This is a genomic window from Phycicoccus sp. CSK15P-2, assembly GCF_016888005.1.
Lineage (GTDB): Bacteria > Actinomycetota > Actinomycetes > Actinomycetales > Dermatophilaceae > Phycicoccus.
Genome location: NZ_JAFDVE010000008.1, coordinates 91,376 through 117,486, shown reverse-complemented (window position 1 = coordinate 117,486; position 26,111 = coordinate 91,376). Strand labels below are relative to the sequence as shown.

16 protein-coding genes are annotated in these 26,111 nt (G+C 71.5%); 7 read left to right on the top strand and 9 right to left on the bottom strand.

Features of this window, described 5'->3' with window-relative positions:
* Position 1: 1 nt before the first annotated feature.
* Positions 2 to 508 (bottom strand): hypothetical protein, encoded by a 507-nt coding sequence (locus tag JQN72_RS04425; RefSeq protein ID WP_204133952.1) that lies wholly within the window; start codon positions 506 to 508, stop codon positions 2 to 4.
* Positions 502 to 9,684, bottom strand: a complete 9,183-nt coding sequence (locus JQN72_RS04420; protein ID WP_204133951.1) for an RHS repeat-associated core domain-containing protein — start codon at positions 9,682 to 9,684, stop codon at positions 502 to 504. Before JQN72_RS04420 ends, JQN72_RS04425 begins: the two co-directional genes overlap by 7 nt.
* Before the next feature lie 399 nt (positions 9,685 to 10,083).
* Here JQN72_RS04420 and JQN72_RS04415 point away from each other — a divergent pair, with 399 nt between their 5' ends.
* From JQN72_RS04415 to trxA, 7 genes are all read left to right on the top strand, one after another.
* Positions 10,084 to 10,575, top strand: a complete 492-nt coding sequence (locus JQN72_RS04415) for an NUDIX hydrolase (RefSeq protein ID WP_204133950.1) — start codon at positions 10,084 to 10,086, stop codon at positions 10,573 to 10,575.
* A complete protein-coding gene (gene murJ, locus JQN72_RS04410; RefSeq protein ID WP_204133949.1) occupies positions 10,572 to 12,224 on the top strand; it encodes a murein biosynthesis integral membrane protein MurJ in 1,653 nt (550 codons plus the stop codon). Before JQN72_RS04415 ends, murJ begins: the two co-directional genes overlap by 4 nt.
* A gap of 76 nt (positions 12,225 to 12,300) precedes the next feature.
* Positions 12,301 to 14,787 (top strand): protein kinase family protein, encoded by a 2,487-nt coding sequence (locus JQN72_RS04405; RefSeq protein ID WP_204133948.1) that lies wholly within the window; start codon positions 12,301 to 12,303, stop codon positions 14,785 to 14,787.
* A 19-nt stretch (positions 14,788 to 14,806) separates the two neighbouring features.
* Positions 14,807 to 15,403, top strand: coding sequence for an RNA polymerase sigma factor SigM (gene sigM, locus JQN72_RS04400; protein WP_204133947.1), 597 nt, complete (start codon positions 14,807 to 14,809; stop codon positions 15,401 to 15,403).
* A 94-nt stretch (positions 15,404 to 15,497) separates the two neighbouring features.
* Positions 15,498 to 16,301 carry a hypothetical protein gene (locus tag JQN72_RS04395; protein WP_204133946.1) on the top strand — a complete coding sequence of 268 codons (804 nt, stop codon included), beginning with the start codon at positions 15,498 to 15,500 and terminating at the stop codon, positions 16,299 to 16,301.
* Positions 16,302 to 16,405: 104 nt separating this feature from the next.
* Positions 16,406 to 17,344 carry a thioredoxin-disulfide reductase gene (gene trxB, locus JQN72_RS04390; RefSeq protein ID WP_204133945.1) on the top strand — a complete coding sequence of 313 codons (939 nt, stop codon included), beginning with the start codon at positions 16,406 to 16,408 and terminating at the stop codon, positions 17,342 to 17,344.
* A 158-nt stretch (positions 17,345 to 17,502) separates the two neighbouring features.
* Positions 17,503 to 17,829 (top strand): thioredoxin, encoded by a 327-nt coding sequence (gene trxA / locus JQN72_RS04385; RefSeq protein WP_204133944.1) that lies wholly within the window; start codon positions 17,503 to 17,505, stop codon positions 17,827 to 17,829.
* A gap of 211 nt (positions 17,830 to 18,040) precedes the next feature.
* Here trxA and JQN72_RS04380 read toward each other — a convergent pair whose 3' ends face one another.
* The 7 genes from JQN72_RS04380 to rnpA all read right to left on the bottom strand — a co-directional run bounded on the left by JQN72_RS04380 (position 18,041) and on the right by rnpA (position 26,108).
* Complete coding sequence (locus tag JQN72_RS04380) at positions 18,041 to 19,111, bottom strand: ParB/RepB/Spo0J family partition protein (RefSeq protein ID WP_204133943.1); 1,071 nt, start codon at positions 19,109 to 19,111, stop codon at positions 18,041 to 18,043.
* Entirely contained in the window at positions 19,108 to 20,226 is a 1,119-nt protein-coding gene (locus tag JQN72_RS04375; RefSeq protein ID WP_374190871.1) for a ParA family protein, read from the bottom strand. Before JQN72_RS04375 ends, JQN72_RS04380 begins: the two co-directional genes overlap by 4 nt.
* 2,304 nt (positions 20,227 to 22,530) lie before the next feature.
* On the bottom strand, positions 22,531 to 23,220 hold the full coding sequence (gene rsmG / locus JQN72_RS04370; RefSeq protein ID WP_307812415.1) for a 16S rRNA (guanine(527)-N(7))-methyltransferase RsmG: 690 nt from the start codon (positions 23,218 to 23,220) through the stop codon (positions 22,531 to 22,533).
* A 76-nt stretch (positions 23,221 to 23,296) separates the two neighbouring features.
* A complete protein-coding gene (locus JQN72_RS04365) occupies positions 23,297 to 23,947 on the bottom strand; it encodes a R3H domain-containing nucleic acid-binding protein (RefSeq protein WP_204134039.1) in 651 nt (216 codons plus the stop codon).
* 428 nt (positions 23,948 to 24,375) lie between these two features.
* Positions 24,376 to 25,365, bottom strand: a complete 990-nt coding sequence (gene yidC, locus JQN72_RS04360) for a membrane protein insertase YidC (RefSeq protein WP_204133941.1) — start codon at positions 25,363 to 25,365, stop codon at positions 24,376 to 24,378.
* Positions 25,366 to 25,425: 60 nt separating this feature from the next.
* On the bottom strand, positions 25,426 to 25,746 hold the full coding sequence (gene yidD / locus JQN72_RS04355) for a membrane protein insertion efficiency factor YidD (protein ID WP_204133940.1): 321 nt from the start codon (positions 25,744 to 25,746) through the stop codon (positions 25,426 to 25,428).
* Positions 25,743 to 26,108, bottom strand: coding sequence for a ribonuclease P protein component (rnpA, locus tag JQN72_RS04350; RefSeq protein WP_204133939.1), 366 nt, complete (start codon positions 26,106 to 26,108; stop codon positions 25,743 to 25,745). Before rnpA ends, yidD begins: the two co-directional genes overlap by 4 nt.
* Positions 26,109 to 26,111: the final 3 nt, after the last annotated feature.

The following is a 26,111-nucleotide window of genomic DNA, read 5'->3' as shown; positions in this document are numbered from 1 at the left end:
GTCAGGCGAACGCCTCCCGTGTGGTGATCCCGTGCGGTCTGAGGTCATCGAAGGCTTCCAACCACGGCTCAAGGCCCAAACTCGCCCGAAGCGCACGCTCCAGTCGCACGGGCGCTACGACCTTACGGTTCGACAGGAGCGCGGCCTCATCCCTGCTGGCCCTACGTCGCCTCGTCCCGGAGTAGTCGACAACGTCGATGTGGTCGGCCGTCGTAACAGCCTCCTTGTAGGCCGGAAGCGGCAGGTCTGCACGAACCGGCGCTTGAGTGACGATCGGCCAGTGGCCGGCGTGGAACTTGGCATCCAGAGAGAGAGCCAGGAACCGGACCACGCCCGAAAGAGCTTCAGTGGCCGCCGACGAGCTATCGCCCTCAGGGACAACGCGCTCAAAGACAGCCAAGAAGTAGGCGTCCTTCCCATAGGTCGCAACGACTTGGCCGATGCCGGCCCTGCCGTCACCGGTAGGGATGGTGAAGACGTCACCTACCTGAGGTCGCTTGGCTACCAAAGGTCCCCTCCAGCTCCGAGATAGCGCGAGTCGTTCATTTGATGGCGCCAGTTCGACAGTCCACCGTCTGGATTGCTCAAGTTCGTCGGGCCGCCACCGCGCCGGATGTAGAACTCCTCCATCCGATCCAACTGAGCGCCCGGCTCCGCCCGGCCGATGATCTCGAACTCGAAGTCCGCATCAGGATGCGCCCTGGCATGCTCCGACTGTCGAACGATGTACCGTGCGTCGTTCTTGGCCTGGCCGATGTACGGCTTCCCACCCATCAGATCCGTGCGGCGGTAGACAATCCCCGCAGCGTCCTCTGCGCCGTTTGCGGCATGGGTTGAGGGTAGCGAGGTTGGGGTCTCTGCCGCAGCCGACGCGTTGCTCGGGCCAGGGGCACGCCCCGGCGAACCCTCCACACGCGCCGCCGGACGACCCCCCGACACCGGCGGATCCAGCCCCGACCGCACCGAGTACCGCTCCACACCCGCGACCCGCCGCTCAGCACGAGCCGACTTCCACAAGAACTTCCCGCCCGTCGCACCCCACCCGACGAAAGGCAAAGTCGCCGCAGCCGACAACCCCGCGTTCGCGTAGTCCCCCTCCGACGCGTACCACACCGCGTTGACCGCATCCGCGGCCTCACCGGCGAACGGGAACAGGCCGACGGCGCCCAGCAAGTCGTGCCCATCCATCTGCGCGACCTTGCTCATCACCACCGGCGCATACCGGTTCGCGACCTGCGGCGCGTCACGGAACGAGCTGCGCGCCTGGCGATACGCCGCAGAGTTCTGGACGTCGTTCTTCAGCTGCCGCCATCCGCGCCCGGCATCGGTCCGGAACGACTCCCACGCCCCGGACAACGCAGAGGTCACGCTGTCCTTCCCGTCCGAGATCCGCCCAAGGGCACTCTGACTCAGCTTCTTCACGTCGCTCCAGCCCCAGTGGCCGTCCGGGTCGAAGTAGTTGAGCGGGTCGGCGTTGGCGTACGTGTACCGGTTCAACGTCACCGGCGAACCCAGCGCACCGACCACGTCGTCCGGCGCGGTGAACCGCCCCGTCGTCGGGTCGTAGCTGCGGAAGCCCATGTCGACCAGGCCCGTGACCTCGTCGGTCACCATCGACTGGAAGCCGAGTGGCGACGGCATCTCACCCGCCGTGGAGGCCTGCCCGAACGCCGTGTAGACGTTCGACGCCGAGGAGGTGTCCCGCTCGCCGAGGACCGCCCCGACGTCGCCGTGGACGCTCGACACCACCTTGCTCGTCGACCCTCCGACTGTCTCCTGTGCCAGCAGCTCACCCGCCGGGTCACGCGACATCAGGGTCGCGACGCCCTGCGCGTCCTCGTACGAGGCGACCAGGTCGGTGGACCCCACGTACCCGACCCGAGAGGTCGCCGTGCCCTGGGACGTCACCGCGAGGCGTCCGAGCGCGTCGTTGGTGTACCCGACCTCCGTGCCGCCGACAGTGGCCGCCGTCAGCTGCCCGAAGGCGTCGTACTCGTACGACCGAGGCCCGCTCGGGCCCGTGACGCCGATGATGTTGCCGTTCGCGTCGTGGTCGACCTGCGTCCCGTCGCTCGACCCGAGAAGGACGCCGTCGTCGTCGTACGTGGACTCCACGGTGGACCCGTCGGGGAGGGTGACGGACGCCCGGTTGGATGCGGCGTCCCAGCCGTACCGAGTGGTGCTCGTCGCCCCGTCGGTCGGAGTCACGGCTTCGGCCACGAGCCGGCCCGCGTCGTCGTACTCGTAGGACGTGCTGTTCGACGCGTCGTTGCCCGGGGCGACCTGGGAGAGCGTCTTGATCTGCGAGTCGGCGGTGTACGTGACGGCGGTTTCGTACCGCCTCGAGAAGTCCCGCTTCCCCGTGAGCCGACCCAGCTTGTCGAACGTCCGGAACTCGTGGTTGTCACCCCGCGTCGGCCCGACGGCCGTGCGCTGGACGACGCGCCCCAGGTCGTCGTAGACGTTGTCGAAGTTGGTGCTGCCCCGTACCGAGCCGAGCCGTCCGTGGCTGTCGTAGGTGAACCGGTCGGTGGAGCCGGACGCGAGCGTCGTCTCCGAGAGCCGCTGTGCCGCGTCGTACTCGTACGTCGTGGCCCCCAGGTCGTCGGTCGTCGACCGCAGCAGGCCGCGTCCGTTGTACGTCAGGCTCGTCGTGACACCGCCCGCGGACGCCTCCGTCAGCCGCCCGGCGGCGTCACGCTCGAAGGACCGCGTGATGCCCGAGCCGGCCTCGGACCGCAGGCGCCCCGCGGCGTCCCACACCGACGTGACGGTGTCGCCGGAGGGCAGGTTCTTGGTCTTCAACCGGCCCGCGTCGTCGTAGCCGAAGCTCGTCACGGCCCCGGTCGGCGTCTTCTGCGTGGCCATCCGGCCCGCAGTGTCGTAGGTGAAGCGCCACTCGTGGCCCGCAGGGTTCGTCACGCTGCCGAGGAGGCCCGAGGCGTCGTAGCCGTAGACGCTCTTCTCGCCGGCGCCGTTCACGGCACCCTTGAGCCTGCCCGCGGGCGTGTACTCCCAGGACTCGACCCGCCCGCTCGGGCTCGTCGTCCTCGTGACCCGCCCGGCAAGGTCGACGGCCACCTCGCTTCGCTGGCCGAGCTCGTCGACGGTCGCCGTCGGACGGGACCGGATGTCGTACTCGAACGTCCGCGTCTGGTTCCGCGCGTCCTTCCGAGTGGCCATCCGGCCCGCCTCGTCGTACGTGTACTGCACGAGACCTGTGGGCCCGCCGGAGTCCCGGAGGAGCTGACCGGCCCGGTCGTACGTGAACGCCCGCGTCACACCGGCGGGGTCGCGGGTCCCGGTCAGGTTGCCGGCGAGGTCGTAGGTGGAGGTCCAGGCCTCGCCGGCACCGTCGACCTCGGCGGTCACCCGGTGCTCGGCGTCGTAGCGCCATCCTCTGGACACCCCGGTCGGGTCGGTGGCCTTCGTCGTCCGTCCAGCGGCGTCGTAGACGTACGAGGTGACGTGCTCCAGCGGGTCCGTCTCCGTGAGCAGCCGGTTCGCCTCGTCGTAGGTGAAGCTCCAGGTGTGGTCCTCGCCGTCCGTCCTCGACGCGAGGTTGCCGTTCTCGTCGTACGCGTAGGCCTCCGCCGACCCGTCCCCGAGGTGGGCCTGCACGGCCCGGCCCGCATCGTCCAGGGTCAGTGTCGTGGTGCGGCCTTCGCCGTCCGTCTGCTCGACCAGACGACCGGCCAGGTCGTAGTCGAAACGCTCGACACCCCCGTCCGGGTCGGTCACGGTCGCGACGTTCCCGTCGGCGTCGTAGGCGGTCCTCGTCTCGGCACCGCTGCCGTCGGCCTCGACGACGACGCGGCCCATCCGGTCGAGGGTCACCCTGCCGACCAAGCCCAGTGCATCGGTCGTCCTGGCCTGCCGGGCGTCGTCGTCATAGGTGGTGTCCGTCGCGACCCCGGCCGCGTCGACGACCCGCGTCGGCCGCCCGACCGGGTCGTAGCTCCGGGTGACGGTGCGCGAGAGCGGGTCCGTCGACGACGTGACTTTCCCGTTCGGGCTGTACGAGGTCTTCCACACCCCACTGTCCGGCGCGGTGTACGCCGTCACCCGGCCCAGGGCGTCGAGGGCGTACCGGTGGACCGCACCGTCGGGGGCCTCCCGCCGGAGCAACCGGCCGGTGCGGTCGAGCGTGTACTGGGTGACGTTGTCCAGCGGGTCGGTCACCCGCACGGGGCGTCCGAGTGGGTCCGTGTCGATCGTCGTGCGTGCACCGTCGGGCGCGGTCGTCGACCGCACGAACCCGTCCACGGTGTAGGCCCGGGCGTACGCGTGGCCCCGGGCGTCGGTCACCTTCGCGACCCGGCCGACCGCGTCGTACTCGACCTTCGTCGTCCCACCTGCGGGGTCGGTGGACGCCACCACCCGGCCGGCGTCGTCCCGGGTGATCCGGGTGACCCCGTCCTCGGCGTCGGTGACCCGCACCAGGGCGCGGTCGGCGTCGTACACCGATGTCGTGACCCCTCCGCGGGGTGCGGTCTCGGTGCGGACCGCCCCCCACGGGGTGTACGTCGAACGCCGCACCGCGCCGTCCGCCGTCGTGACCGACACCGGCCGGCCGAGGTCGTCGTTGGTGATGCCCGTCGTGCCGCCGTGGACGTCGACGACCTTCTCCAGGTCGCCGTCGTCCTCGTACGTCAGCGTGGACGTCCGACCCACCGGGTCCTTCGCGGAGGTGACCTGTCCGCGGTCGTTGTACGTGAACTCCTGGACGTGGCCCTCGGCGTCCTTCACGGTGTCCAGGCGGCCGTCGTCGTCGTACGTGCGCACGATGGTGGAGCCGTCCGGCCGCTTCGTCACGAGCGGCTTGTGCGCAGCGGTGAAGGTGGTCGCAGTGCTGCGACCGACCGGGTCGACCTCGAGCACGGGGTCGCCGCGGTCGTCGAACAGGGTCGCCGTGGCAGCCGCGCTGTAGCGGGTCATCGGCTTCGACGGCACACCGGCCACCGAGACGACGGCGCGACCTTCACCGTCGTAGACGGTGTGCGTGCCGGCACCCCCGCGCACCCGTTCCTGCACGCTGCGCCCGTACTCGTCGTAGAGGAGCTCGAGCGTGCTGCCGTCGGCCCGCTTCACGAGTGTTCGCTGCCCCTCCGGGTCGTACGTCAGCTCGGAGCGGCCCGAGCCGGCCTCCTCGACCCAGTCAACGCGTCCGGACGAGTCGTAGTGGACGGCCAGCTGCTCGGCCCCACTCGGTGCGGTGACCTTCGTGAGTCGACCGTCCGGGTCGTACGAGTACGTCGTCGTCCTGCCGTCGACACCCGTGGCCGTGACCACCCGGCCGTCCTCGTAGGTGTACGTCACCTCGCGTCCGGTGGAGTCACGCATCGTCCGCAGGTGACCGTCGGCGCGTTCGTAGGTGATCGACCGCCCCGATGAACCGGTTACCCGGCTGAGCTTCCCGTCCGCACGGTCGACGTCGACCTCGTGCCCCGGGTCGCCGAGCAGCATCCCGGACAGCTCGCCGTTCGCGTCGAACCGGTAGGTCGTCCGGTCCGTCGTCGTGACCGCACTGCCGTCCTCTCCGGTCGTGAAGTCCGCGGAGACACCCGCCGTCGGGACGACGCCCGCCGCGGGGTCGTCCGTGAAGGTGAGGTCCCCCGTGGCCGTCGCCATGATGCTCGTGCTGTCGTTCGTCGAGAGCTTCTCGTCGAAGGCGGTGAACCATCCCGGGCCGAGCTCGGAGCCGGCCGGTCGGTCGCTGCGGTAGGTGCGGACGGCGCTGATCAGCTTGCCGGCGTCCTCGAGGGCCAGGTCCTCGATGCTGTACGTCAGCGCGCCGGAGTACGCGTTGACCGGACCGACCCGAGGCGAGCTCGCCTCGCGGACGCTCATCGGCAGTGACGCCGGCGGTGAGCTCAGCGCGGGCTTGACCTCGGTGAAGTACCCCTGCGGATGGACGAGGTCCTTCCCCTGCTGGATGCACTCGACCGTCCCCGGCGCGTCCAACGGTGGGTTGTGGGCATTGACGGCGTCGATGTGCATGCACTCCGGCAGCACCTCGGCGTTGAGGTCGTACCCCCACCAGTTGAGGGAGTAGTCGGTGAGGTCCTGGTCCGCTGCGGGCCAGTCCCACGTCTTGCCGTAGAACGAGTTGAACCGGACGTCGGCCTGCTCACGGGTGGGGGCCGCCCCGATGACGAGACTTCCGCCGTGCACGACGTTGCGCTGGAAGCGCAGGTCGTACGGGGAGTTGGAGAAGAACGCGTACTCCCCGAAGTTGTCTTCGAAGACGTTCCCGACGACGTCGCCGGCCCGCAGGTTGACCCCGCAGTTGCCCGACTCGAAAGAGTTCCCGTAGATGCCCAGGAACCCCTCCGAGCCGCCCCCCGTGATGCTGTTGTATTGGGAGTCGCGGAACCGCGAGTTCGAGACGACGGCCCGGGCGCTCGCCCCGACGCTGACCTGCGAGCCGCCGCTGCACAGCATGATGCCGGAGCCCCAGCCCCCGTAACGGATGTCCGCGTGGTCGATGACGCTCACCGGGCGCTGCCCGCCCAGCGTGAACGGGTCTCCGCCCCCGGAGACGCTGATGGTCCGCCAGTCGCCGCGCCCCGGCGCGCTGGCGCTGCCGTCGCCGTTCGTGTCGCCTCCGGCGGTGTCGTCCTTGAAGGACGTGAAGACCACGGGACGGGTGGGGCTCCCGAGGACGAGCAGCTGGCCGTCGGCCTCCAGGGCGCTGATCCTGTCCGGTCGTGTGAACTTGACGACCGTCCCCGGCAGGATCGTCAGAGAGGCGTTCGGTCGAACTGCAGTGCGGTCGATGACATAGGGAGACCCTTGCGGGCCCCAGACCGTGTCCTCCTCGATGTATCCCGGAACCATCGTGGGCCCGGCACCGTCCGCGTCGTCCACGTTGACCCGCAGGTGCGCCGTCTCCCCCGCGTTGCCTGCGGAGTCCACCGCTCTCACGTGCAGGTACCAGACCCCGCCGCCCACGGTCGTCGAGTACGACCGCTCGGTCTGAGTGACAGCGTTCCGGGGCTCGGTGCCCTCCTCCTTGTCGAGCACCACCGCGTAGCCCTCGATGCCCGCCACGTCCGTGGGCTCGTCCCAGGCGGCGACGAGCGCGGTCGAGGTGTACGTCGTGTCAGGGTCCGGGTGCGTGCTGCTCGTCACCTCGGGAGCCCCCGGCCCGGTGGTGTCGACCCGGACGCCGAAGGTCGCCGTCTCCCCCCAGTACCCCGCCCCGTCGACGGCGCGGACGTGCACGTAGTGCAGCCCCTCGTCGAGCTCGAGCTCCAGCGACCTCTCCGTCTGCGTCACCGCCTCGCCCGGCACGGTCCCGGGTGCGTCGTCGACCACGACCGCGTACCCCGCGATCCCGCTCGGGTCGGCCGGCTCGTCCCATGAGGCGACGAGCCGGGTCTCGTTGTAGAAGGCCTCGGGGTCGGGGTGGGAGGAGCTCTCGATCTCAGGTGCCGGGGGTCCCGTCACGTCGTAGCGGAACGGGAAGTGGGCGGTGGCCCCCCCGAAGCCGGCGTCGTCGATGCCCCGGACATGCAGGTACCACTGGCCTTCGCCAACGGTCGTCGACATTTCGGCCTCGGTCTGTGAGACGGACTCGTCCGGCACCGTGCCCGGTTCGTCGTCAACGACCACGGACCAGCCGACGACCTCGCCGCCGGCTCCCGGAGCCCACGTCGCGGCGAAGTCACCATCTGCATACGCCAGGTCCGGGTCGGGGTGCGTCGTGCTGGTGATACCCGGAGCGCTCGGACCGGACGTCACCTTGACGAGCACCGTGCCAGTTCGCGTCGCCTCTGGGTCGATGTCGATCGTGTACGTGCCGTCCGTCGGCAGGACGACGTCGCTCGAGACTCCGTTGGTCCCGAAGAGCGTCGAGTTGACCAGGAACTGCCCCGAGGGATCCTTGACGCGCAGATGGGCCCCACACCAGGTACACCCGTCGAACGTGCTACCGCTGACCTGCACCGATACCCGCTGAGTGGCGGCACCCACGAACGTGGCATGGGCGTTCTGGCCCGGGATGGTCGTCCTCAGCTCGACGGCGTCGCCACCCGGCACGACCTCCTTGGTCATCTCGGACCCGATGGTGAAGACCTGCAACGTCGCGACCCCAGTGTTCTCGCCGTTCGGGTCGATGGTGAAGCGGTAGCGCCCGGTGGCCGGCAGGACCGTCTGGTCGATGAAGGCTCCCCTGCTGTCGAACCACCACGGGGAGACGACGTAGCGGCCGTCCGGCCCGGTGATGCCGTACCTGGCGTCACAGCATCCGCTCGTCCCCAGGGCCACGTCGCTGAGGATCGCGGTGACGGTGGAGTTCGCCTCCGCGTCGAACTCCACGACGGCGTTCTGGCCAGGACCGGTGGTCTCCACCACTGCCTTGGTGCCGTCCGCTTCCACGCCGAGGACCTGGTCGTCGGGAACGACGAGTGCCTCGACCGTCGCGTGCCCCGTGCTGTCGTGCCGAGGGTCCAGGACCACCTCGTAGATGCCGTCGGATGGCATGGTCATGTGCTCGACGTAGCGGTACCCCGGGCCGACGGCGGACGGCCCCGAGATCGTCACGCCATCGGGAGAGCGCAAGGAGAAGTCCATCGCACAGCACGCCGACGGGTAGAAGGTGACGTCCTTCAAGCGGAACGCGACCCGGTCCCCCTGCTTCGCGGTGAATGCCACGACCGCGTCCTGACCCGGAGCCTCCGTGACGACCTCGACCGGCTCACCGCCGACCTCCAGGGTGTACCTCGGGTCAGGGGGGAGGTCATGGAGAGTCAGCTCCACGCTGCCGGTCAAGTGCGATCGAGGATCGACCGACACGGTGTACTCGCCACTCGTTCCAAGAGTGACGGGCCCGTTGAACTGGGCGTGGACGCCCACCGATGTCGGCCCCAGGACTGCCGTCCCCGCCGGTCCGACGATCGCGAGGACGGCATCGCAGCACGACGAGGTCCCGAACGTCGCCGGAGCGGTGCTGAGACTGACCCGCTGGCCTGCTGTGCCGGTGAACCTCGCCAGCGCACGCTGGCCGGGAACAGTCGTCGTGAGCGTCGCCGGCTCACCCCCGGGCTCGATGTCGCTTTCGGAGTCCTCCGGTATGTCGAAGACCGTGCCGGTCATCGAGCCTGTGGACGATCCGACAGGATCGACGACGATGCTGTACGTGCCCGCCTCGGCGAGCGTGATGGGCTCGATGAACGTGCCGACGGTGGGTCGGAAGTTCGGCGACATGAGCACCGCACCCGAGGGTGCGGTCACCGAGAGGTTGAACGCGCAGCACGGGGAGGACCCGATGGTGCCTTCCGACAAGAGCGCGCTGATGCTCTGCCCCGGGGATCCGTCGAAGAGGAACATCCCGACGTCGTCCCGCTCGGGGATCGTGATCGTCTCCGCGGCCCCGCCCGGCTCGAGCCGTGCCACGCCCGCGACGTGCTCGACCGTCGCGCCCGCCGGCGGGACGACGAAGTCGTTCGTGCGCACCGACCCCGTCGGCGTCTCGACGACGAACCGCCCCGACGTGGCCGACTCCGGGACGACCAGTGAGAGCGACGACGCCGACGCCTCCGTGACCTCGACGTCATGACCGTTGAGGGTCACGTGGTTGGCGTCAGGGTCGGTGGCGAAACCGGAGCCCACGACGGTCACGGTCGTGCCGGCGGCGCCCTTCCTCGGCGACACCGAGCCCACCGTCGGCGGCTCGGTCACCTCCTGGTCGTCGACCGATGCGACGGACGGCCCCGCGACGGCAGAGGCAACGGTCGGTGCGAGGGCCGCGGAGGCAGGGACCGCTCCCACGACGACCAGAGGCGCGGTCAGCGCCACCACCACGAACCGCCTGAACCCCACGACCGACCAGCTCCCCGACACCCCTCGTCCACATGGCGCCGACCGGTACGCCATGGGCGTCACGAGGGCACGGGCCCTCGACGCCATGCGAGAGTCTGGCGGAACCGACGTCTTCGTGCACCCGTGTCGAGGGCATGGTTTACGAAACCTTTACGGTCCTCCGCGAGGGCTGCCGGCCGCCTGCGGAGCCGCGACGACGGGCCTGCGATCGGCCCCGCACGCCCCGTCCGTCGACGGCCCGGCGGTTACAGTGAGCGGATGAGCCACGCCGCTGCCGATCCGACCGGGGCTCCGGCCCGGCGGCTCCCGGCGGTCGAGGAACGCAGCGCGGGCGGCGTCGTCGTCGACGTCCACGAAGGGCGCGCGCGGATCGCCGTCATCGCCCGTCGCAACCGGGCCGGGCGGGTCGAGTGGTGCCTTCCGAAGGGCCACATCGAGGGCGAGGAGACCCTCCCCGAGACGGCCGTCCGGGAGGTCGCGGAGGAGACCGGCATCGAGGGCCGTGTCCTCATCGAGCTCGGCACCATCGACTACTGGTTCGCCGCCGGCGACCGGCGCATCCACAAGTACGTGCACCACTACCTCCTCGAGGCCACCGGCGGGATCCTGACGATCGAGAACGACCCCGACCACGAGGCCATCGACGTCGCCTGGTTCGCGCTCGAGGACGCGCACCGGCACCTCACCTTCCCCAACGAGCGGCGGATCGCTCGGCTCGCCTGGCAGCGGCTCGCGGGGGACTCGGGGTGAGCGCGCCGGCCCAGAGCGTCGGACGCTCCGGGGCGGTCATGGCAGCAGGCACGTTGAGCAGCAGGCTCGCGGGGATGCTCCGGGCGCTGCTCCTGACCTCCGTCATCGGCGGCACCGGCCTCGCGGCGGAGGCGTTCACCGTCGCGAACACCCTGCCGAACAGCCTCTACCTGCTCCTCGCGGGCGGCACGCTGAACGCCGTCCTCGTCCCGCAGATCATCCGGGCCCGTACCCGCCCCGACGCCGGCGAGGACTTCGTCAACCGGCTCATCACCGCGGCCATCGCGCTGTTCGCCGTCGCGGCGGTCGTGCTCACCGCGCTCTCCCCCCTGCTCGTCCGGCTCTACTTCGACACGACGGACGCCGGCGCCCTCAAGCTCGCCACCGTCTTCGCGTTCATCTGTGTTCCGCAGGTCCTCTTCTACGGGCTGTACACGATCTTCGGCCAGGTGCTCAACGCGAACGGCCGTTTCGCGGCCTTCACGTGGGCGCCGCTCGCCGCCAACCTCGTCGCCATCGGCGGGCTGCTCTGGTTCCTCGCCGAGGACCTCCCCGTGCGGGTCGACCCCGGCGCCTGGACGCCGCGGATGGTTCTCATCCTCGCCGGTACGGCGACGATCTCGATCGCGGTGCAGGCGGCCGCGCTCGTCGTGCCACTGCGCCGGATGGGCTTCCGGTACCGCCCACGGTGGGGCCTGCGCGGGCACGGCTTCGAGGCCGTGTCGGACGTCGCCAAGTGGAGCTTCGGGTCGATCGTCGTCGTCCAGGTCGGGTACTGGGTCACGACGAAGGTGCTCACCAACGCCGCGAGCCGCGCCGACGACGCCGGCATCCAGGGCGCCGCCGGTATCGCGGCCTTCAACCCCGCCCAGCTGCTGCTCATGCTCCCGCACGGCATCGTCACCGTCTCGCTCGTCACCGCGCTGTACACCCAGCTCTCCGAGGCGGCGAGCCGCGACGACCACGCCTCGGTGATGCGGCACCACGAGCAGGGGCTACGGATGCCCGCTCCCCTGCTGCTGCCCGTCGCCGCGCTCGTCCTCGCCACGGTGCCGCTCGTCACGGCCACCTTCTTCTTCGAGAACCCGCTCACCGACACCGAGGCCATCGCCTCCGTGCTCGTCGGGCTCTTCGGCGGCGTCGTCCCGCTCGGCTGGGTGTACCTCAACGACCGGGTGTTCTACGCGCAGCAGCAGACGTTCTGGTCGTTCCGCACGCAGTGCGTCGTCACCGGCCTGTCGATGACGGTCGCCGCGTTCGCCGCCACCCTGCCGCCGCAGCGCACCGCCACCGTCCTCGCCTTCGGCCAGACCTTCGCGTACGTCGTCGGTGCCGCCGTCGGATGGGCCGTCCTGCGCCGCCAGCACGGGCACATCGGGCTCCGCGGCGCCGGGTCGGTGTACCTGCGGGTCGGTGTGCCGGCCGTCGTCACGGCCGTCGTGCTGGGCCTCGTCATCCGCGCGCTCTTCCCCGACTTCGGGGTCGAGCGCGGCATCGGCACGTTCGTCACGGGGGTGCTGGTCCTCGGTACGGCAGGCGTCGTCGAGGTCGCCGTCACGTGGGGCGTGGCGCATCTCCTCGGTGTCGAGGAGGTCGGCCGGCTGCTGGGCCCCGTGCTTCGCCGGGTGCGCGGTCTCCGCCGGGCCTGAGCAACCCCCTACGATGGGTTGACCTGCGCCGTCGGGGCGCGGGGCGAGCATGACACGCGACCGGAAGGAGGAGCCGGTGAAAGGTGTGGGTCCCGGCACCGTCCTCGGGGGTCGCTACACGGTGCACCGTCGCCTTGCCCAGGAGCGCGACGTCGAGCGCTGGACCGCCGACGACACGACGCTCGGGCGCACGGTCTCCCTCCTCGTCATCTCCCGGGAGGACCACCGGGCGCCGGCGTTCCTCGATGCCGCTCGTCGCGCCGGGTCCGTCGCACACCCCGTCCTCGTCCGTGTCCTCGACGTCGGCGAGGACGGCGAGGTCGCCTATGTCGTCGAGGAGGACCTCGGCGACGCCCGCACGCTGACCTCCCTCGTCACCGACGGCGGGATGCCCGGGGACGAGGTGCGCCGCGTCACCGGCGAGGTCGCCTCCGCCCTCGAGACCGCCCGGCAGCGCGGCCTGCACCACCTCGACCTCACCCCCGAGGACGTCCTGCGGAGCACGGACGGCGAGGTCCGGCTGCGAGGTATCGAGCTCGCCGCCGTCCGCGCGGGCCAGGAGGGCCGCGACGGCGAGGAGGCCGCGCGGCAGGACGCCGTCGGCGTCGTCGCCCTCGCCTACGCGGGTCTCACCGGTCTCTGGCCGCTCGCCGCGGGGTCGGGTGGTCTCACGTCCGCTCCCCGCGTCCCCGGCGGCGTCGCGTCGCCGTCCGAGATCGCCGCGGGCGTGCCGCGTGACCTCGATGCCCTCTGCCGTCTGACGCTCAACGAGGACCAGGGCCCCACGAGCCCGGGCGACTACGCACGCCAGGTCGCACCGTGGCCCTCCCGCCAGGTCCTCGGCCGCCCCGTCACCCCCACCCGGACCACCCCCACCCGGACCACCCCCGAGCCGGCACCCGCGACCGGGCCCGTGGAGGGGCCGACGACGGCGGAGGACGCCGACGGCGCACGTCCGGACGCCGAGGGGACGACCTCGAGCACCGCCACCCTGCCCGCCGTCAGCGCCGCGAACGACGACCGCGAGCCCACGAGCGGTGCGGCGAGGAAGACCGGGTCGGCCGCGCGGAAGGCCGGCACACAGGCCCGGAGGGCCACGGCAGCCACCGCCGCCGCCGGCCGTGGAGCCCTCGGGGCAGCAGCAGGGGCCACGGCCGCTGTCGCCGCTGCAGCCGCCGGTCGGGGCGCGTCCGCGTCCGCCTCCACGGACACCCGCCGCACCGGTGACCGGTCAGACCCCGAGGCGACGGCGACGTTCGAGCCGCTGCACTCCGTCCCCGACCCCGCGGACCCGCCGCGGTCGGAGCCCACGTCCGAGGCGCCGGCCGGGTCCGGCGCGCCCGCGCCCTCCCCCACCCGGCCGACCACGCCCACCGAGTCGGCCGACGAGCCCGGTGGCGCGGACACCGACGACGACGCGGACGGTCGCCCGCCGCCCCCGGCGTGGCTCGCCGGTCCCGGCTCCGAGCCGTTCGGTCGGGGCGGTGGGAAGGCCGCGACCCCCGCCGCGTCGTCTCCCCTGCTCGCGGACGCCGGCCCCAACGGTGCGTCCGCGAACGGTGGCTCGGCGAACGGCCGGTTCTCCTCCGGCCCGTCCACATCCGGTGCGTCCACATCCGGCCCGGGCCAGTCCGGCGGGGTCCGCTCCCTGCCCGTCCGTCGTCCCGCCGCGCTCGTCCCGGCCTCCCGTACCGGCGCCTCACCGGTACCCGCACGCGCCGGGGCCGCCGGCGCTGCCGTCGCCGGCGCGCTCGGGACGGTCGGCTCGCGGGTGTCCGTCCTGGCCCGCCGCGCCGTCGACCGCGTCTCCGAGCTCTCCCCCGACACCTCGCGCGCCGAGCCGCCCGCCGAGTGGGACGACGAGGACGCCGCGATCGCGCCCATGGTGCCGGCGGAGCCGCTGACCCGTGACGAGTCGCGGCTCGCCCTCGGCATCGTCGCCGCCTTCCTCATCGTCGCCCTCGTCATCGGGATCGTCGGCGTCAGCAAGATCGGCTCGCGCACCGACCTCGGACTCGGCGACCCCGGCCCCACCGCCGGGCCCGTCCCCACCTCCGACCCGTCCGCGTCCGCCGACGGTGGCGAGCAGGGTGCCGGCGGCGACTCCGGTGACGAAGGAGGTGGCGAGCCCGAGCCGCTCGCCATCCTCAAGGTCGAGGCCCATGACCCGGGCGGTGACGGCGCGGAGAACAACAACCTCACGCCGAAGACGTACGACGGCGACAAGGGCACCGGCTGGTTCAGCGAGAACTATCGCACCGACGAGTTCGGTGGCCTGAAGAAGGGCCTCGGTCTCATCGTCGACCTCGGGCCGAACAAGAAGCCACAGGCCGTGCGCCTCACCATCCCCCAGAAGGTCGACCTCGAGGTCTACGTCGGGCCGAACGCCTCCCTCGAGGAGGCCAAGAAGGTCGGCGAGGAGAAGGAAGCCAGCGGCGACCTCGAGATCGCCGTCCCGGAAGACGTCTCCGGCCAGTACATCGTCGTCTGGTACACCCGCCTCTACCCGGACGACCGGGGCAAGCGACGTGCCACGCTCGACGAGGTCGTCGTCGTCGGCTGAGAGGGCTCTCGTGGGGACCGTGGACGAGGTGCGCGCGCTCGACGACGCGGCGCTGCTCGCCCGGCATGTCGAGGGAGACGGGGGTGAGGCTTTCGGAGAGCTCTTCCGGCGCCACCGTGACCGGATGTACGCCGTCGCCATGCGTACCTGCGGCAGCCCCGAGCTCGCGGCCGACGCCGTGCAGGAGGCCTTCGTGTCCGCGTTCCGCCGGGCCGACGCCTACCGCGGGGACGCCGCGGTCACGACCTGGCTGCACCGCATCGTCGTCAACGCCTGCCTGGACCGCCTCCGCCGCGAGAAGACCGCCCTGCGCCGCGCCGGGGACCTCGGGGAGCTCGACCTCCCCGACCGTCACGACCACCACGGGTCCACCGAGACCGCCATCGTCGTCCGAGAGGCCCTCGCCCGGCTTCCCGAAGGTCAGCGGCTCGCGCTCGTGCTCGTCGACATGCACGGGATGTCGGTCGCCGAGGCGGCCGCGGCGCTCGAGATCGCCGAAGGGACGGTGAAGTCCCGGTGCTTCCGCGGGCGTGAGGCGCTCGCCGAGATGCTGAGGCCGTCCTCAGCCGACGTGAAGACCTCGTCAGGTCCCGGGGAACCGCAGGAGGCGACGTGACGTCCTACCTCATGCCGCACGTCCGTGCCGCGTCCTGTCGTGGCGCGGAACAGCATGCCCGACCGCCCGTCCACCCCCAGTCCCGGAGCAGCTCGTGAGCCGACGCCACGACGACACCGACCCGGTCGACCACGATCCCACGGGGATGCGTGCCCTGCTCGGGAGCCTGCCCGACCCCGCACCCATGCCCGCGGACCTCGTCGACCGCATCGGTGCCGCCCTCGCCGACGAGGCTCGCCTGCGTGACGGCTGGTCCGCCCCGGAGGCCCCGTCGGAGGCGAGGGCCGGGGAGGGCGTCGTCGTCCCGATGCCCCGCCGGGCACGCTGGCGGCTCGTCGGGGTTGCCGCGGCCGTCGTGGCGGCGCTGGGCGTCGGGGGCGTCGTGCTGGAGTCACTGCGTCCAGGGGGGACGGTCGCCTCGCTCGGTGTCCCCGAGCCAGGCTCTGACGAGTCGGCCGGTACGGGCCCCGAGGCCGACCGGTCGGGCGCCCTGGCCCCGACCGAGCGGCTGGGCGGCGACGAGGCGATGCGTGTGGAGGTGGTCGCGAGCGGCATGGACGTCACCGCTGACGACCTCGGGCCTGCCACGGCCTCTCTCATCGGCGGGATGGCCGCAGCGCCGGAACAACCGCAGGTCGCGCCGAACGAGCAGGCGGACGGCTCCGGCGCGTCCGGACTCGCCGACCCCGTGGTCGCACGGGCCTGCTCCACCGCACTCGGGGTCCGGCCCGCCGACGCCGTGGTGGTCGTCCTGACGACCGTCGACACCGTCCCGGCCGCCCTGGTCGTCGCGCGCGGCGACGACGGCACCCGAACGGTCTGGGCGGTCGCGCCGACCTGCGGGAGCACCCCCGCTGTCGAGCCCGACGTCCTCGCCGGCCCGGTCCCGGTCCCCTGAACCCGCGTCGGCGGGGCGGCGTCCGGGCGGAACATTCCCGGCCCTAGGATCGGTTGTAGGAACCACCGCATGTAGCGGTCCCGCCCAGCGATCACCACAAGGGGATGTGTCCCGTGACCTCCGACGTCCGCAACGTCATCATCATCGGCTCCGGCCCCGCCGGCTGGACCGCCGCGGTGTACGCGGCGCGGGCCAACCTCGAGCCGCTCGTCATCGAGGGATCCGTGACGGCCGGTGGCGCGTTGATGAACACCACCGAGGTCGAGAACTTCCCGGGGTTCCGCGACGGCATCATGGGCCCTGACCTCATGGAGAACATGCGGGCCCAGGCCGAGCGCTTCGGCGCCGAGATCGTCACCGACGACGTCGAGCACGTCGAGCTCGAGGGCGACGTCAAGCTCGTCCGCGACGGCTCGGGCAACGAGTACCGCTCTCGCGCAGTCATTCTCGCGATGGGCTCGGCATACCGCGAGCTCGGTCTCCCCGACGAGAAGCGGCTCTCCGGTCACGGGGTGTCGTGGTGCGCCACCTGTGACGGGTTCTTCTTCCGCGACCAAGACATCGCCGTCGTCGGCGGTGGGGACTCGGCGATGGAGGAGGCCACCTTCCTCACGAAGTTCGCCCGCTCCGTCACGGTCGTCGTGCGGCGGGACGAGCTGCGGGCGAGCAGGATCATGGCCGAGCGCGCGATGGCCGACGAGAAGGTGCGTTTCACGTGGAACAGCGCCGTCGACGCCGTGCACGGCGAGGAGAAGGTCACCGGCCTCACCCTGCGCGACACCGTGACGGGTGGGACGAGCGACCTCGAGGTCACGGGCCTGTTCATCGCGATCGGACACGACCCCCGCAACGAGCTCGTCAAGGGCGTCGTCGACCTCGACGCCGAGGGCTACGTGCTCACCGAGGGCCGTACCTCGAAGACCAATGTCCCGGGTGTCTTCGCCTGCGGCGACCTCGTCGACCGCACGTACCGCCAGGCCATCACCGCCGCCGGCTCCGGCTGTGCTGCGGCCCTCGACGCCGAACGCTTCCTCGCCCACTGACCCACGGGCCCCTGTCGGTGGGGGCGGGCACTCCCGACCGGACCGACCCGGCCCCTCCCCCGCCGACCTCCGATCGTCCACTCCACCCCGTCCCGACCACACCCCTCGTCCCGACCACCCACCGGCCGACCCCCGGTGGGCATCCCGAAAGGAACCCCATGGCAGACGTCACGAACACTTCCGACGCCACCTTCGACACCGACGTCGTCCAGAACGACAAGCCGGTCCTCGTCGACTTCTGGGCACCGTGGTGCGGCCCGTGCCGCGCGGTCGCCCCGGTGCTCGAGGAGATCGCCCGTGACCACGGGGACAAGGTCTCCGTCGTGAAGCTCAACACGGACGAGAACCCCGGTGTCACCGGACGTCTCGGCATCACGAGCATCCCGACGATGCACGTCTACCAGGGGGGCGAGATCGTCAAGACGATCGTCGGCGCCAAGCCCAAGCCCGTCCTGCTGCGCGAGCTCGAGGAGTTCCTGGGCTGAGCAGCCCCGACGACGAACGGGCCCACCCCTTCCCGGGTGGGCCCGTTCGTCGTCGGTGGCCAGGGCCGGCCGCAGCACTCCGCCTCGTGCGTGGGTCGCGCCCTGGGGCCGGCGGGCGACCGACGAGCGCCTGCGGCCTCCGACAGGCCGCACGCCCACCCGACCGGGCCGCCGACCACCGCGGGCGCCCGGCCTCGCGGACCAGGTCACCTCAGCCGGCTCGGTCCGCCTCGTCGGCGCGGGTACGGAGGTGCATCGTGTCGAGGATGCGGTTGAGGTCCTCCACCGACGCGAACTCCACCGTCAGCCGGCCCTTGCGCTGGCCGAGGGCGATCCGTACCCGCGTGTCCAGCCGGTCCGACAGGTCGGCTGCGAGATCGTCGAGCTGCGGCCGGCGGCCGCCCGGGCGAGGCCTGGCCCGTGGGGTGGGCGATGAGTCGTCCTGGCCCAGGGCGACGAGCTCCTCGACGCTCCGGACACTGAGCCCTTCGGCCACGATGCGCTGGGCCATCCGCTCCATGGTGGCGCCGTCGCTCATCCCGAGGAGTGCTCGGGCGTGCCCGGCGCTGAGCACACCGGCCGCGACCCGGCGAGCCACGTGCGGGGGGAGCCGCAGCAGGCGGAGCGTGTTGGAGATCTGCGGGCGGGACCGGCCGATCCTGCCGGCGAGCTCTTCCTGGGTGCAGCCGAAGTCGTCGAGCAGCTGCTGGTAGGCGGCCGCTTCCTCGAGCGGGTTCAGCTGGCTGCGGTGCAGGTTCTCGAGCAGGGCATCCCGGAGCAGGTCGTCCTCCTCCGTGGAGCGGACGATCGCCGGGACGGTCTCCTTGCCGGCCTCGCGCGACGCCCGCCAGCGCCGCTCGCCCATGATGAGCTCGTACCGCACGTCGTCGTCCGGGCCCGCACCGGGGACCGGACGGACGACGACCGGCTGGAGGACGCCGATCTCCTTGATCGAGTGGACGAGCTCGGCGAGCGCCTCCTCGTCGAAGACGGTGCGCGGCTGACGGGGGTTCGGGCGGATCGCGTCGAGCGGGACCTCGGCGAACTCGGCGCCGGGCACCGGCTTGAGCTGCTCGCCGGTGACCTCCGTCGGCTCGATGGGGCCGGTGGCGGGAGGACCGGCTGGGCCATCGGTCGGCTGGGGCCGTTCACTCCCCGCGGTGGCCGCGGTCGGGCCGCCCTCGCGGTCCTTGAAGAACACGTCGACCGGCCGGTCGGTCGACGGCTGGCTCGGGATCAGGGCGCCGAGGCCACGGCCGAGAGCTCGTCGCTTCTCGGTCATCGGTTGTCCTCCGTCTCCGGGGCTCCCCGCTCGGCCAGCTCGACGGCCGCCTCGAGGTAGCAGAGTGCCCCGCTGCTGTTGGGGTCGTAGGTCATGACGGTCTGGCCGTGGCTCGGCGCCTCGGAGATCCGGACGCTGCGCGGTACCGTCGCGCGCAGCGTCTCGCGTCCGAAGTGGCTGCGCACCTCGTCCGCGACCTGGGCGGACAGGCGGGTCCGAGCGTCGTGCATCGTCAGGAGGATGGTCGAGACGTGCAGCGCCGGGTTGAGGTGGCTGCGGATCAGCTCGATGTTCTTGAGCAGCTGGGACAGACCCTCCAGGGCGTAGTACTCGCACTGGATCGGGATGAAGACCTCGCTGGCCGCCACGAACGCGTTGACCGTGAGCAGCCCCAGGCTCGGTGGGCAGTCCACGAGGACGTAGTCGAGTCGCTCCCCCGCCGCCGTGCGTCGCTCGACGTATCCGGCGATCGCCTTCTGCAGTCGGGTCTCGCGGGCGACCAGGGAGACGAGCTCGATCTCCGCACCCGCGAGGTCGATCGTCGCGGGCGCGCAGACGAGGTTGGGGATGTCGGGGCACGGCTGGACGACGTCCTCGATCTCCACGCCGTCGACGAGGACGTCGTAGACGCTGGGCACCTCCGAGTGGTGGTCGATGCCGAGGGCCGTGCTCGCGTTGCCCTGGGGGTCGAGGTCGACGACGAGCACGGTCGAGCCGGCTTGAGCGAGGGCGCCGGCCACGTTGACGGTCGTCGTGGTCTTACCGACGCCACCCTTCTGGTTGGCGACCGTGAGCACACGGGTCCGGGCGGGACGAGGCACGGACCGACCACTCAGCGTGATCCGTTTGCGAGCGTCTTCGGCGACCGCCTGGGCGAGAGGGGTGTGGGCGTCGGCGCCTGGGATGGATGCAGCGATGGCGGCTCGCTCCTCGGAGTCATCGGTGGTGCGGTTCGAAGTCGTCGGACCAGCGCTCGATGCCGCGCCGTTGGTTTCACGTGAAACATGGCCGACGGTGCCAAGGTCAGGGCTCGGTCCGTCGACGATGGGAGGAGCCTCGTCATCGAGCGTTTCACGTGAAACGGCTGCGACCGACGGCGTGAGCGTGGCGCTCATGCTCTCGAGCATGGGCCATCCGAGTCCGGGACTGGTCACGCCATCAGCTCGTGGGAAGCCGAGCCCGCGTGCCACGACCGACTCGGTGTGGGTGTCGTCCACGTGAAACCTCCTCACGACAACCAGGCCATCCAACATCACCGCCGGGCGACACGCCAAAGCAGCCGTGGACACCCTGTGGACAACATGGGGGTAGTCCAGGGGACGACGGGCTCCTCCGCCGAGCCTGTTTCACGTGAAACCTGTCTCCTGGCGCGGCCGACGTGGGCAAACGACGTAGGCAGGGTCGTGGTTTCGATGTCCACGACCCCGGTGGACAACCTGTGGACAACCCTTCACGGTGCACGCCTTCCGAACAGGTGGTGAACGCCCGGACCCAGCTGCCCCGACACCGGGGTGGCCACCCGCGCGGCACCGCGGCACCCTTGACGATCGGGGCGCCTGGGTCACGGCTGCTGATCGACATCCACGCGTGCGCGGCCCCTCCCGTCCTGTACTCACGGTGACGCGCCCGCCTCAGTGTCAACGACGCTCAGATCGTTTCGTCGACGCGGGCTGCCTGCGCGTCCACCGCAGGTCGGCCGCACCGGCCCCACCCTGGGACACGGCGGCGTGGTTCTCGGCTCGCTCCCCGGCGTCCACTCCCCCGCCCGCCTGGGGTGCGATGTCGACGCCTCGACGGCCGACCGGTTACCCACCGCCTGGACAGCGCTCGCTGGGCCTCCCCGTGCCGTGCTGTCTCGGCTCATGCCCTCGGGCCGGCAACGGCACGGATCCTTCGGCGCCGCAGATGTTCCGGCGGTCCGCCGGGCTCATGCGACGTCGAGCCCCTCGCCGAGCACCCCGCGTCGAGCACGGGCGACCCCGACCGGCCGACGAGCTTCAGGCGCCGGCTCGGCCCGGTCGGGCGACGCATCCACCCGGTCCCCCCACACGACACCCTTCGACGCTCCCGGTAGAGGACCCATGCCGAGGGAGCCTTCGGGGGGACACCGACCTACCCGAACATGTCGCGCAGAGGCCCCATGGCCGAGGGTCACTGCTCGTCTCGGCCACGGTCCCCCGGCGGCGACCCTCGGCCCGCGGTCGACCTCGCACCCGTCCACGCATCGCTCGACCAACGGCCCTCCTCCGGCGGGGGTCCCACAGCGGGCCTTCCGCCCGGGAGCCGGCGGCCCCGAGAAGGAGGGTCCGGATGAGCTCCTCCTCCTGCTCGCACGCCGACAGCCCTGCACGTGCAGTCCGCAGCGAACCCTCCGGCCTCGGGCACGCACGCCGACAGGCGTGCCCGAGGGGGTAGGAGGGAGACCCCGCGTTCCGGGCCCCGAGTGACCGGTGACATCGCGTGGGTCTCGTGTCCGTCGGCCTCGTCCGCCCGGGGTGGTCCCGCGGGTCTCATCGGCCGGCCGACGCCGGTCCCCCGGCCGATGTACCCCCGTGCGACCCGACGGTCCGCAGCCCGGCGCTGGTTCGTCCACCTCCGCACACGAGTGAGACGGTGCGTCCGGACCTGTCCACCTGGCACCGAACCGACCGAGCACGTCGCCGACGCGACCACCCGCGACGACCGAGCCGGCCATCCGGGACCTCGTCGAGACCGCCACGCTCCTGCCCGCGAAGGGCTCGAGCACGACACCCGCAGCTGGTACGTCGGAACCCGCGAACGCCGCAGCCGACGAGCGTGTCATCACGTCCGGGGTCGGCTCCTGACCGTCCTCGCCCCGACCCCTGTGAGCTCCCGGCCGAGGACGCGACCGGCGGCCACGCGCAGCACGCCCTCCGGAGAGGAACGGCTCACTCGAGGACGCCAGGCCGGCGCAGCGACCGGCGGCACCGTCTCGGCTCGGTCAGGCCGAGCTGGACACAGTGAGACCACGTCGTGACGGACGCTCCCGACCGGCATCCTCGTGACACCTGCCCGACACGAGCCCGGACGAGACGACGCGTTTCACGTGAAACGCTCAACCTCGGGGACCACCCGGAAGGGAGCGATCACGGAGGCTTCCGCAGACACCCGGCAAAGGCTCCCGTTTCACGTGAAACGCCCCTCAGTTCGCGCCCACCCCAGCGGCCCGGTGCACACCGGGCCACGGCAGCGAGCCGGGCACCTCGTCGCCCGATCCGACGTCTCGACTCGACGCCACTCCACCCCGACGAGGCGACGCAGTGCTGGACGCCCGGACGTCGCGGGTGACCGTTCATCACGGCGAGGCGTCCCGACGGACCCCATCCATCACGACAGCGCCCCGCCCGTTCGGCACACCGCCCCGGACTCGACCGTGCTGTCAGGCGTTCGGAGGCCTCTCACCGGGACACTCGCGCAGACCCTCCAGAACCACCCCGACCTCGCCGCCGCGAGCGATCACGACCGGCCCGGTCGACCCCCACCGCGCCGGGCTCCCCGACCCGCAGGTCGACGCTGAGCACCGGCTCCTCGAGGACCTCGTCGCCGTGCAGGCTCACCGTCGCCTCGACCACGCCGAGCTTCCCGAGCACCCGCCGGCAGTCGGCGAGCTCCTCATGGGCGCTGCGTCCCTTCATCGCGACGAGAACGCCACCCGGCTCGAGCAAGGGCACGCACCACCCAGCGAGGGTGTCGAGGCGGGCCACAGCACGCGCCGTGACGAACGGCGCGATCAGCTCACCGTGGACCTGCTCGGCTCGGGACCGCCGCACGGTCACCTGTTCGTCGAGGCCCAGCTCCTCGACGACGGTCGAGAGCCAAGCCGTCCGGCGCAGCATCGGCTCGACGAGCGTGACGGTCAGGTCAGGACGAGCCAGTGCCAGCGCCACACCCGGGAGACCCGCACCGGAACCGACGTCGACGAGACGTGCTCCGTCGGGGAACGCGTCCTCGAGCACCCCGCAGTTGAGCACGTGTCGTTCCCAGAGGCGCGGAACCTCCCGAGGGCCGATCAGTCCGTGGCTCACGCCGGTGTCGGCAAGGATGGCCACGAAGCGCTCCGCGGCCGGCAGACGGTCACCGAACACCACGGCCGCACCCGAAGGTGCGGCCGGTGGGGCTGGCGGACCCGGACGGTCGTGCTCGTGTTTCACGTGAAACGCACCCTCACGCAGGGCTGATCACGACGTACCGTCGCGGCTCGGACCCCTCGGACTCGGAGGACAGGCCGGCCGCCAGGACCTCGTCGTGCACGACCTTGCGCTCGAACGCGGACATGGGCGACAGCGAGGCGGGCGACCCGTTCTCCTTCACCTCGCTGATCGCCTCCTGAGCGATCCGGACGAGCTCGGCGCGGCGAGCCGCACGGTGACCGGCGATGTCCAGCATGAGGCGGCTGCGCTCCCCGGTCTCGGACTGCACCGCCAGACGGGTGAGCTCCTGGAGCGCATCGAGCACCTGGGCGTCCTGACCCACGAGCCGACGAGGCACGCGCCCCTCGTCGCTGTCGACGAGCGCGACCGCCGCGCGGTCACCGTCGACGTCGACGTCGAGGTCGCCATCCAGGTCGCAGATGTCGAGGAGGGTCTCGATGAAGTCGGCCGCGACCTCGCCCTCGCGTTCGAGGTCGCTGCGGCGCGACCGGCCCCCCGAGGAACCGCCGGCCGACGCCTCCTCCTCACTCCCCGCTTCATCATCTGCCGAGTCGTCGCCCGACGACTCCTCACCCGACGAGTCAACCCCCGCGGAGTCGTCGCCGACTCGTGGCTCATCGCCCGTCTCGTCGGACGCACCTTCCGCGACCACACCGGCGGACATGACGGCCGCAGCCTCCGCGTTGCCGCCCGGGGTGCCGGTCTCGGCGGGCTCGCCGGGCGTCACCGCAGCGGCCGTCTCCGCCCCGGCCGCGACGGTGGCCCCGTTCTCGTGCGCGGTGGCGCCCCCTTCGGGCGTCCCGCCGTCCGCACCGTCCTCCTCGGCCCCGGCCTCCACAGTGGGACTCACCTCGTCGGCAGGCGCCTCGGCCTCGGCGGTCGTCGACTCGGCGGCCATCCGCTCCGGAGCCGACACCTCCTCCGGCAGTGCCGTGTCGGGCGCACCCGACTCGTCGGTGACGGTGTCGTCCGGCTCCACGCCGGCGTGGTCGGTGTCGTGCTCGCTCATGAGGTCCTCCGGATCAGGGGGAATGGGCTCAGGGGGTCCGTCACTTCGCGACGCGCCACGTGGGACGGCCGCCGCGGACCGGGCTACTGCGTGGGGCCGTTCTTGCGCGGCTTGCCGCCGCTGCCTTTGGCCCGCTTCTTCGACTTGGGCTGGTTTCGCTGGCCGGCCGGCTTCGCGGCGGCATCGGCCGCCTCCTGCTCCTCGGGCGACGGGGCACCGGGGACCGGCTTGCCCTTCTTGCGCAGGCGGTCGTGGTACGCGCGCTCGGCCGCGGAACCGGGCGCAGGCATCCGGCGGATCACGTAGAACTGCTGGGTCATCGACCACACGTTCGTCGTGAACCAGTAGATGAGGACACCGATCGGGAAGTTGACACCGGACACGGCGAAGATGACCGGGAAGATGTAGAGCAGCATCTTCTGCTGCTTCGCGAAGGGGCTGTCCAGGGCGGACTGCGGCATGTTCTTCGTCATCAGCTGTCGCTGCGTGAGGAACGTCGTCGCCGACATGAGGATGATGAGGATGACGGTGACGATCTGGGTGGCGAGGCCGTCCGCGCCGAGGAACGTGTCGGACAGCTGCGCTCCGAAGAGCTGCGCCCGCTCCGCCTCGGACGCGACGCCGCGGGTGATCGGGCCGATGCCCTCCCGCTCACCGCGGGCGATCTCGTCGAGACCGTTGAGCACCCGGAAGAGACCGAAGAAGAACGGGGACTGGACGAGGATCGGAAGACACGAGCTGAACGGGTTCGTGCCCTCCTTCTTGTAGAGGTCCATCGTCTCCTGGGTCATCGCCTGGCGGGACTCAGGGTCGGTCTTGCCCTTGTACTTCTTCTGGATCTTCTGGATCTCGGGCTGGATGAGCTGCAGCTTGCGCTGGGCGTTGATCTGCTTGACGAACAGCGGGATCATCGCCGCCCGCATGACGATGACGAGACCGACGATCGACAGCGCCCAGGTGACCCCGGCCGCCGAGGGCAGCCCGATCGAGGTGAAGACCGTGTGGAAGCCGAACATGATCGTGGCCACGAGCCACTCGATCGGGGCCATGATGCTGTTGAACAGGTCGACCATGATGTCCTTCGACGGGCCGACGCTGGGCCGGCGGCTGGTGTCACCCGGGGATGACGGGGGTCAGTGGGAGGACGACTCCCGGGGAGCTGGGGTTCCGGCGTAGGGCTTGGGGCCGGTGGTCCCGGGGACCGGACGCCCCGTGACGGGGTCGCGGTCCGGGACGTGGTCGACCCCTCCCGGGGTCCACGGGTGGCACCGGAGGAGACGGCTCGCGGCCATCCACCCACCCCGCACCGGCCCGAAGCGCTCGAGCGCCGTGACGGCGTAGGCCGAGCACGACGGGTAGTACCGGCAGGTCGGCGGACGCAGTGGGCTGATGAACCGCTGGTAGCCCTTGACGAGCCACACCAGCGGCGTCACGAGGAGGCGGCCGATGCTCATGCCGCCCCCATCGCGCGGCGAACAGCCTTGTGCCACAACGGTTCCAATGCCTGCGCCAGCTGATCCCAGCCGGCGGACCCGGCCGGTGGGTTGGCCCGGACGACGACGTCGACACCGGCCGGGAGCTCACGGACCAGCGGTGCCGCCAGGGCGCGCAGGCGCCGCTTGGTGCGGTTGCGGACCACGGCGTTCCCCACCCCCTTGGACACGACGAAACCGACCCGCGGCGGGGCGTCCGCACGCGTGTCGGTTCGGGTGGCGTGGACCACGAGGAGGCGTGAGCCGGCGCGAGAGCTTCCGCGGCCCCGGGCGACCGACGCGAAGTCCGCCCGCTCCCGCAGACGGTTCGGCGCCGGAAGCACCGG

Coding starts and splice junctions, on each gene's coding strand:
- yidD (WP_204133940.1), bottom strand. CDS start 25,746: ATGAGCATCGGCCGCCTCCTCGTGACGCCGCTGGTGTGGCTCGTCAAG.
- yidC (WP_204133941.1), bottom strand. CDS start 25,365: ATGGTCGACCTGTTCAACAGCATCATGGCCCCGATCGAGTGGCTCGTG.
- JQN72_RS04380 (WP_204133943.1), bottom strand. CDS start 19,111: ATGACCGAGAAGCGACGAGCTCTCGGCCGTGGCCTCGGCGCCCTGATC.
- JQN72_RS04415 (WP_204133950.1), top strand. CDS start 10,084: ATGAGCCACGCCGCTGCCGATCCGACCGGGGCTCCGGCCCGGCGGCTC.
- trxA (WP_204133944.1), top strand. CDS start 17,503: ATGGCAGACGTCACGAACACTTCCGACGCCACCTTCGACACCGACGTC.
- trxB (WP_204133945.1), top strand. CDS start 16,406: ATGTGTCCCGTGACCTCCGACGTCCGCAACGTCATCATCATCGGCTCC.
- JQN72_RS04375 (WP_374190871.1), bottom strand. CDS start 20,226: ATGAGCGCCACGCTCACGCCGTCGGTCGCAGCCGTTTCACGTGAAACG.
- JQN72_RS04365 (WP_204134039.1), bottom strand. CDS start 23,947: ATGTCCGCCGGTGTGGTCGCGGAAGGTGCGTCCGACGAGACGGGCGAT.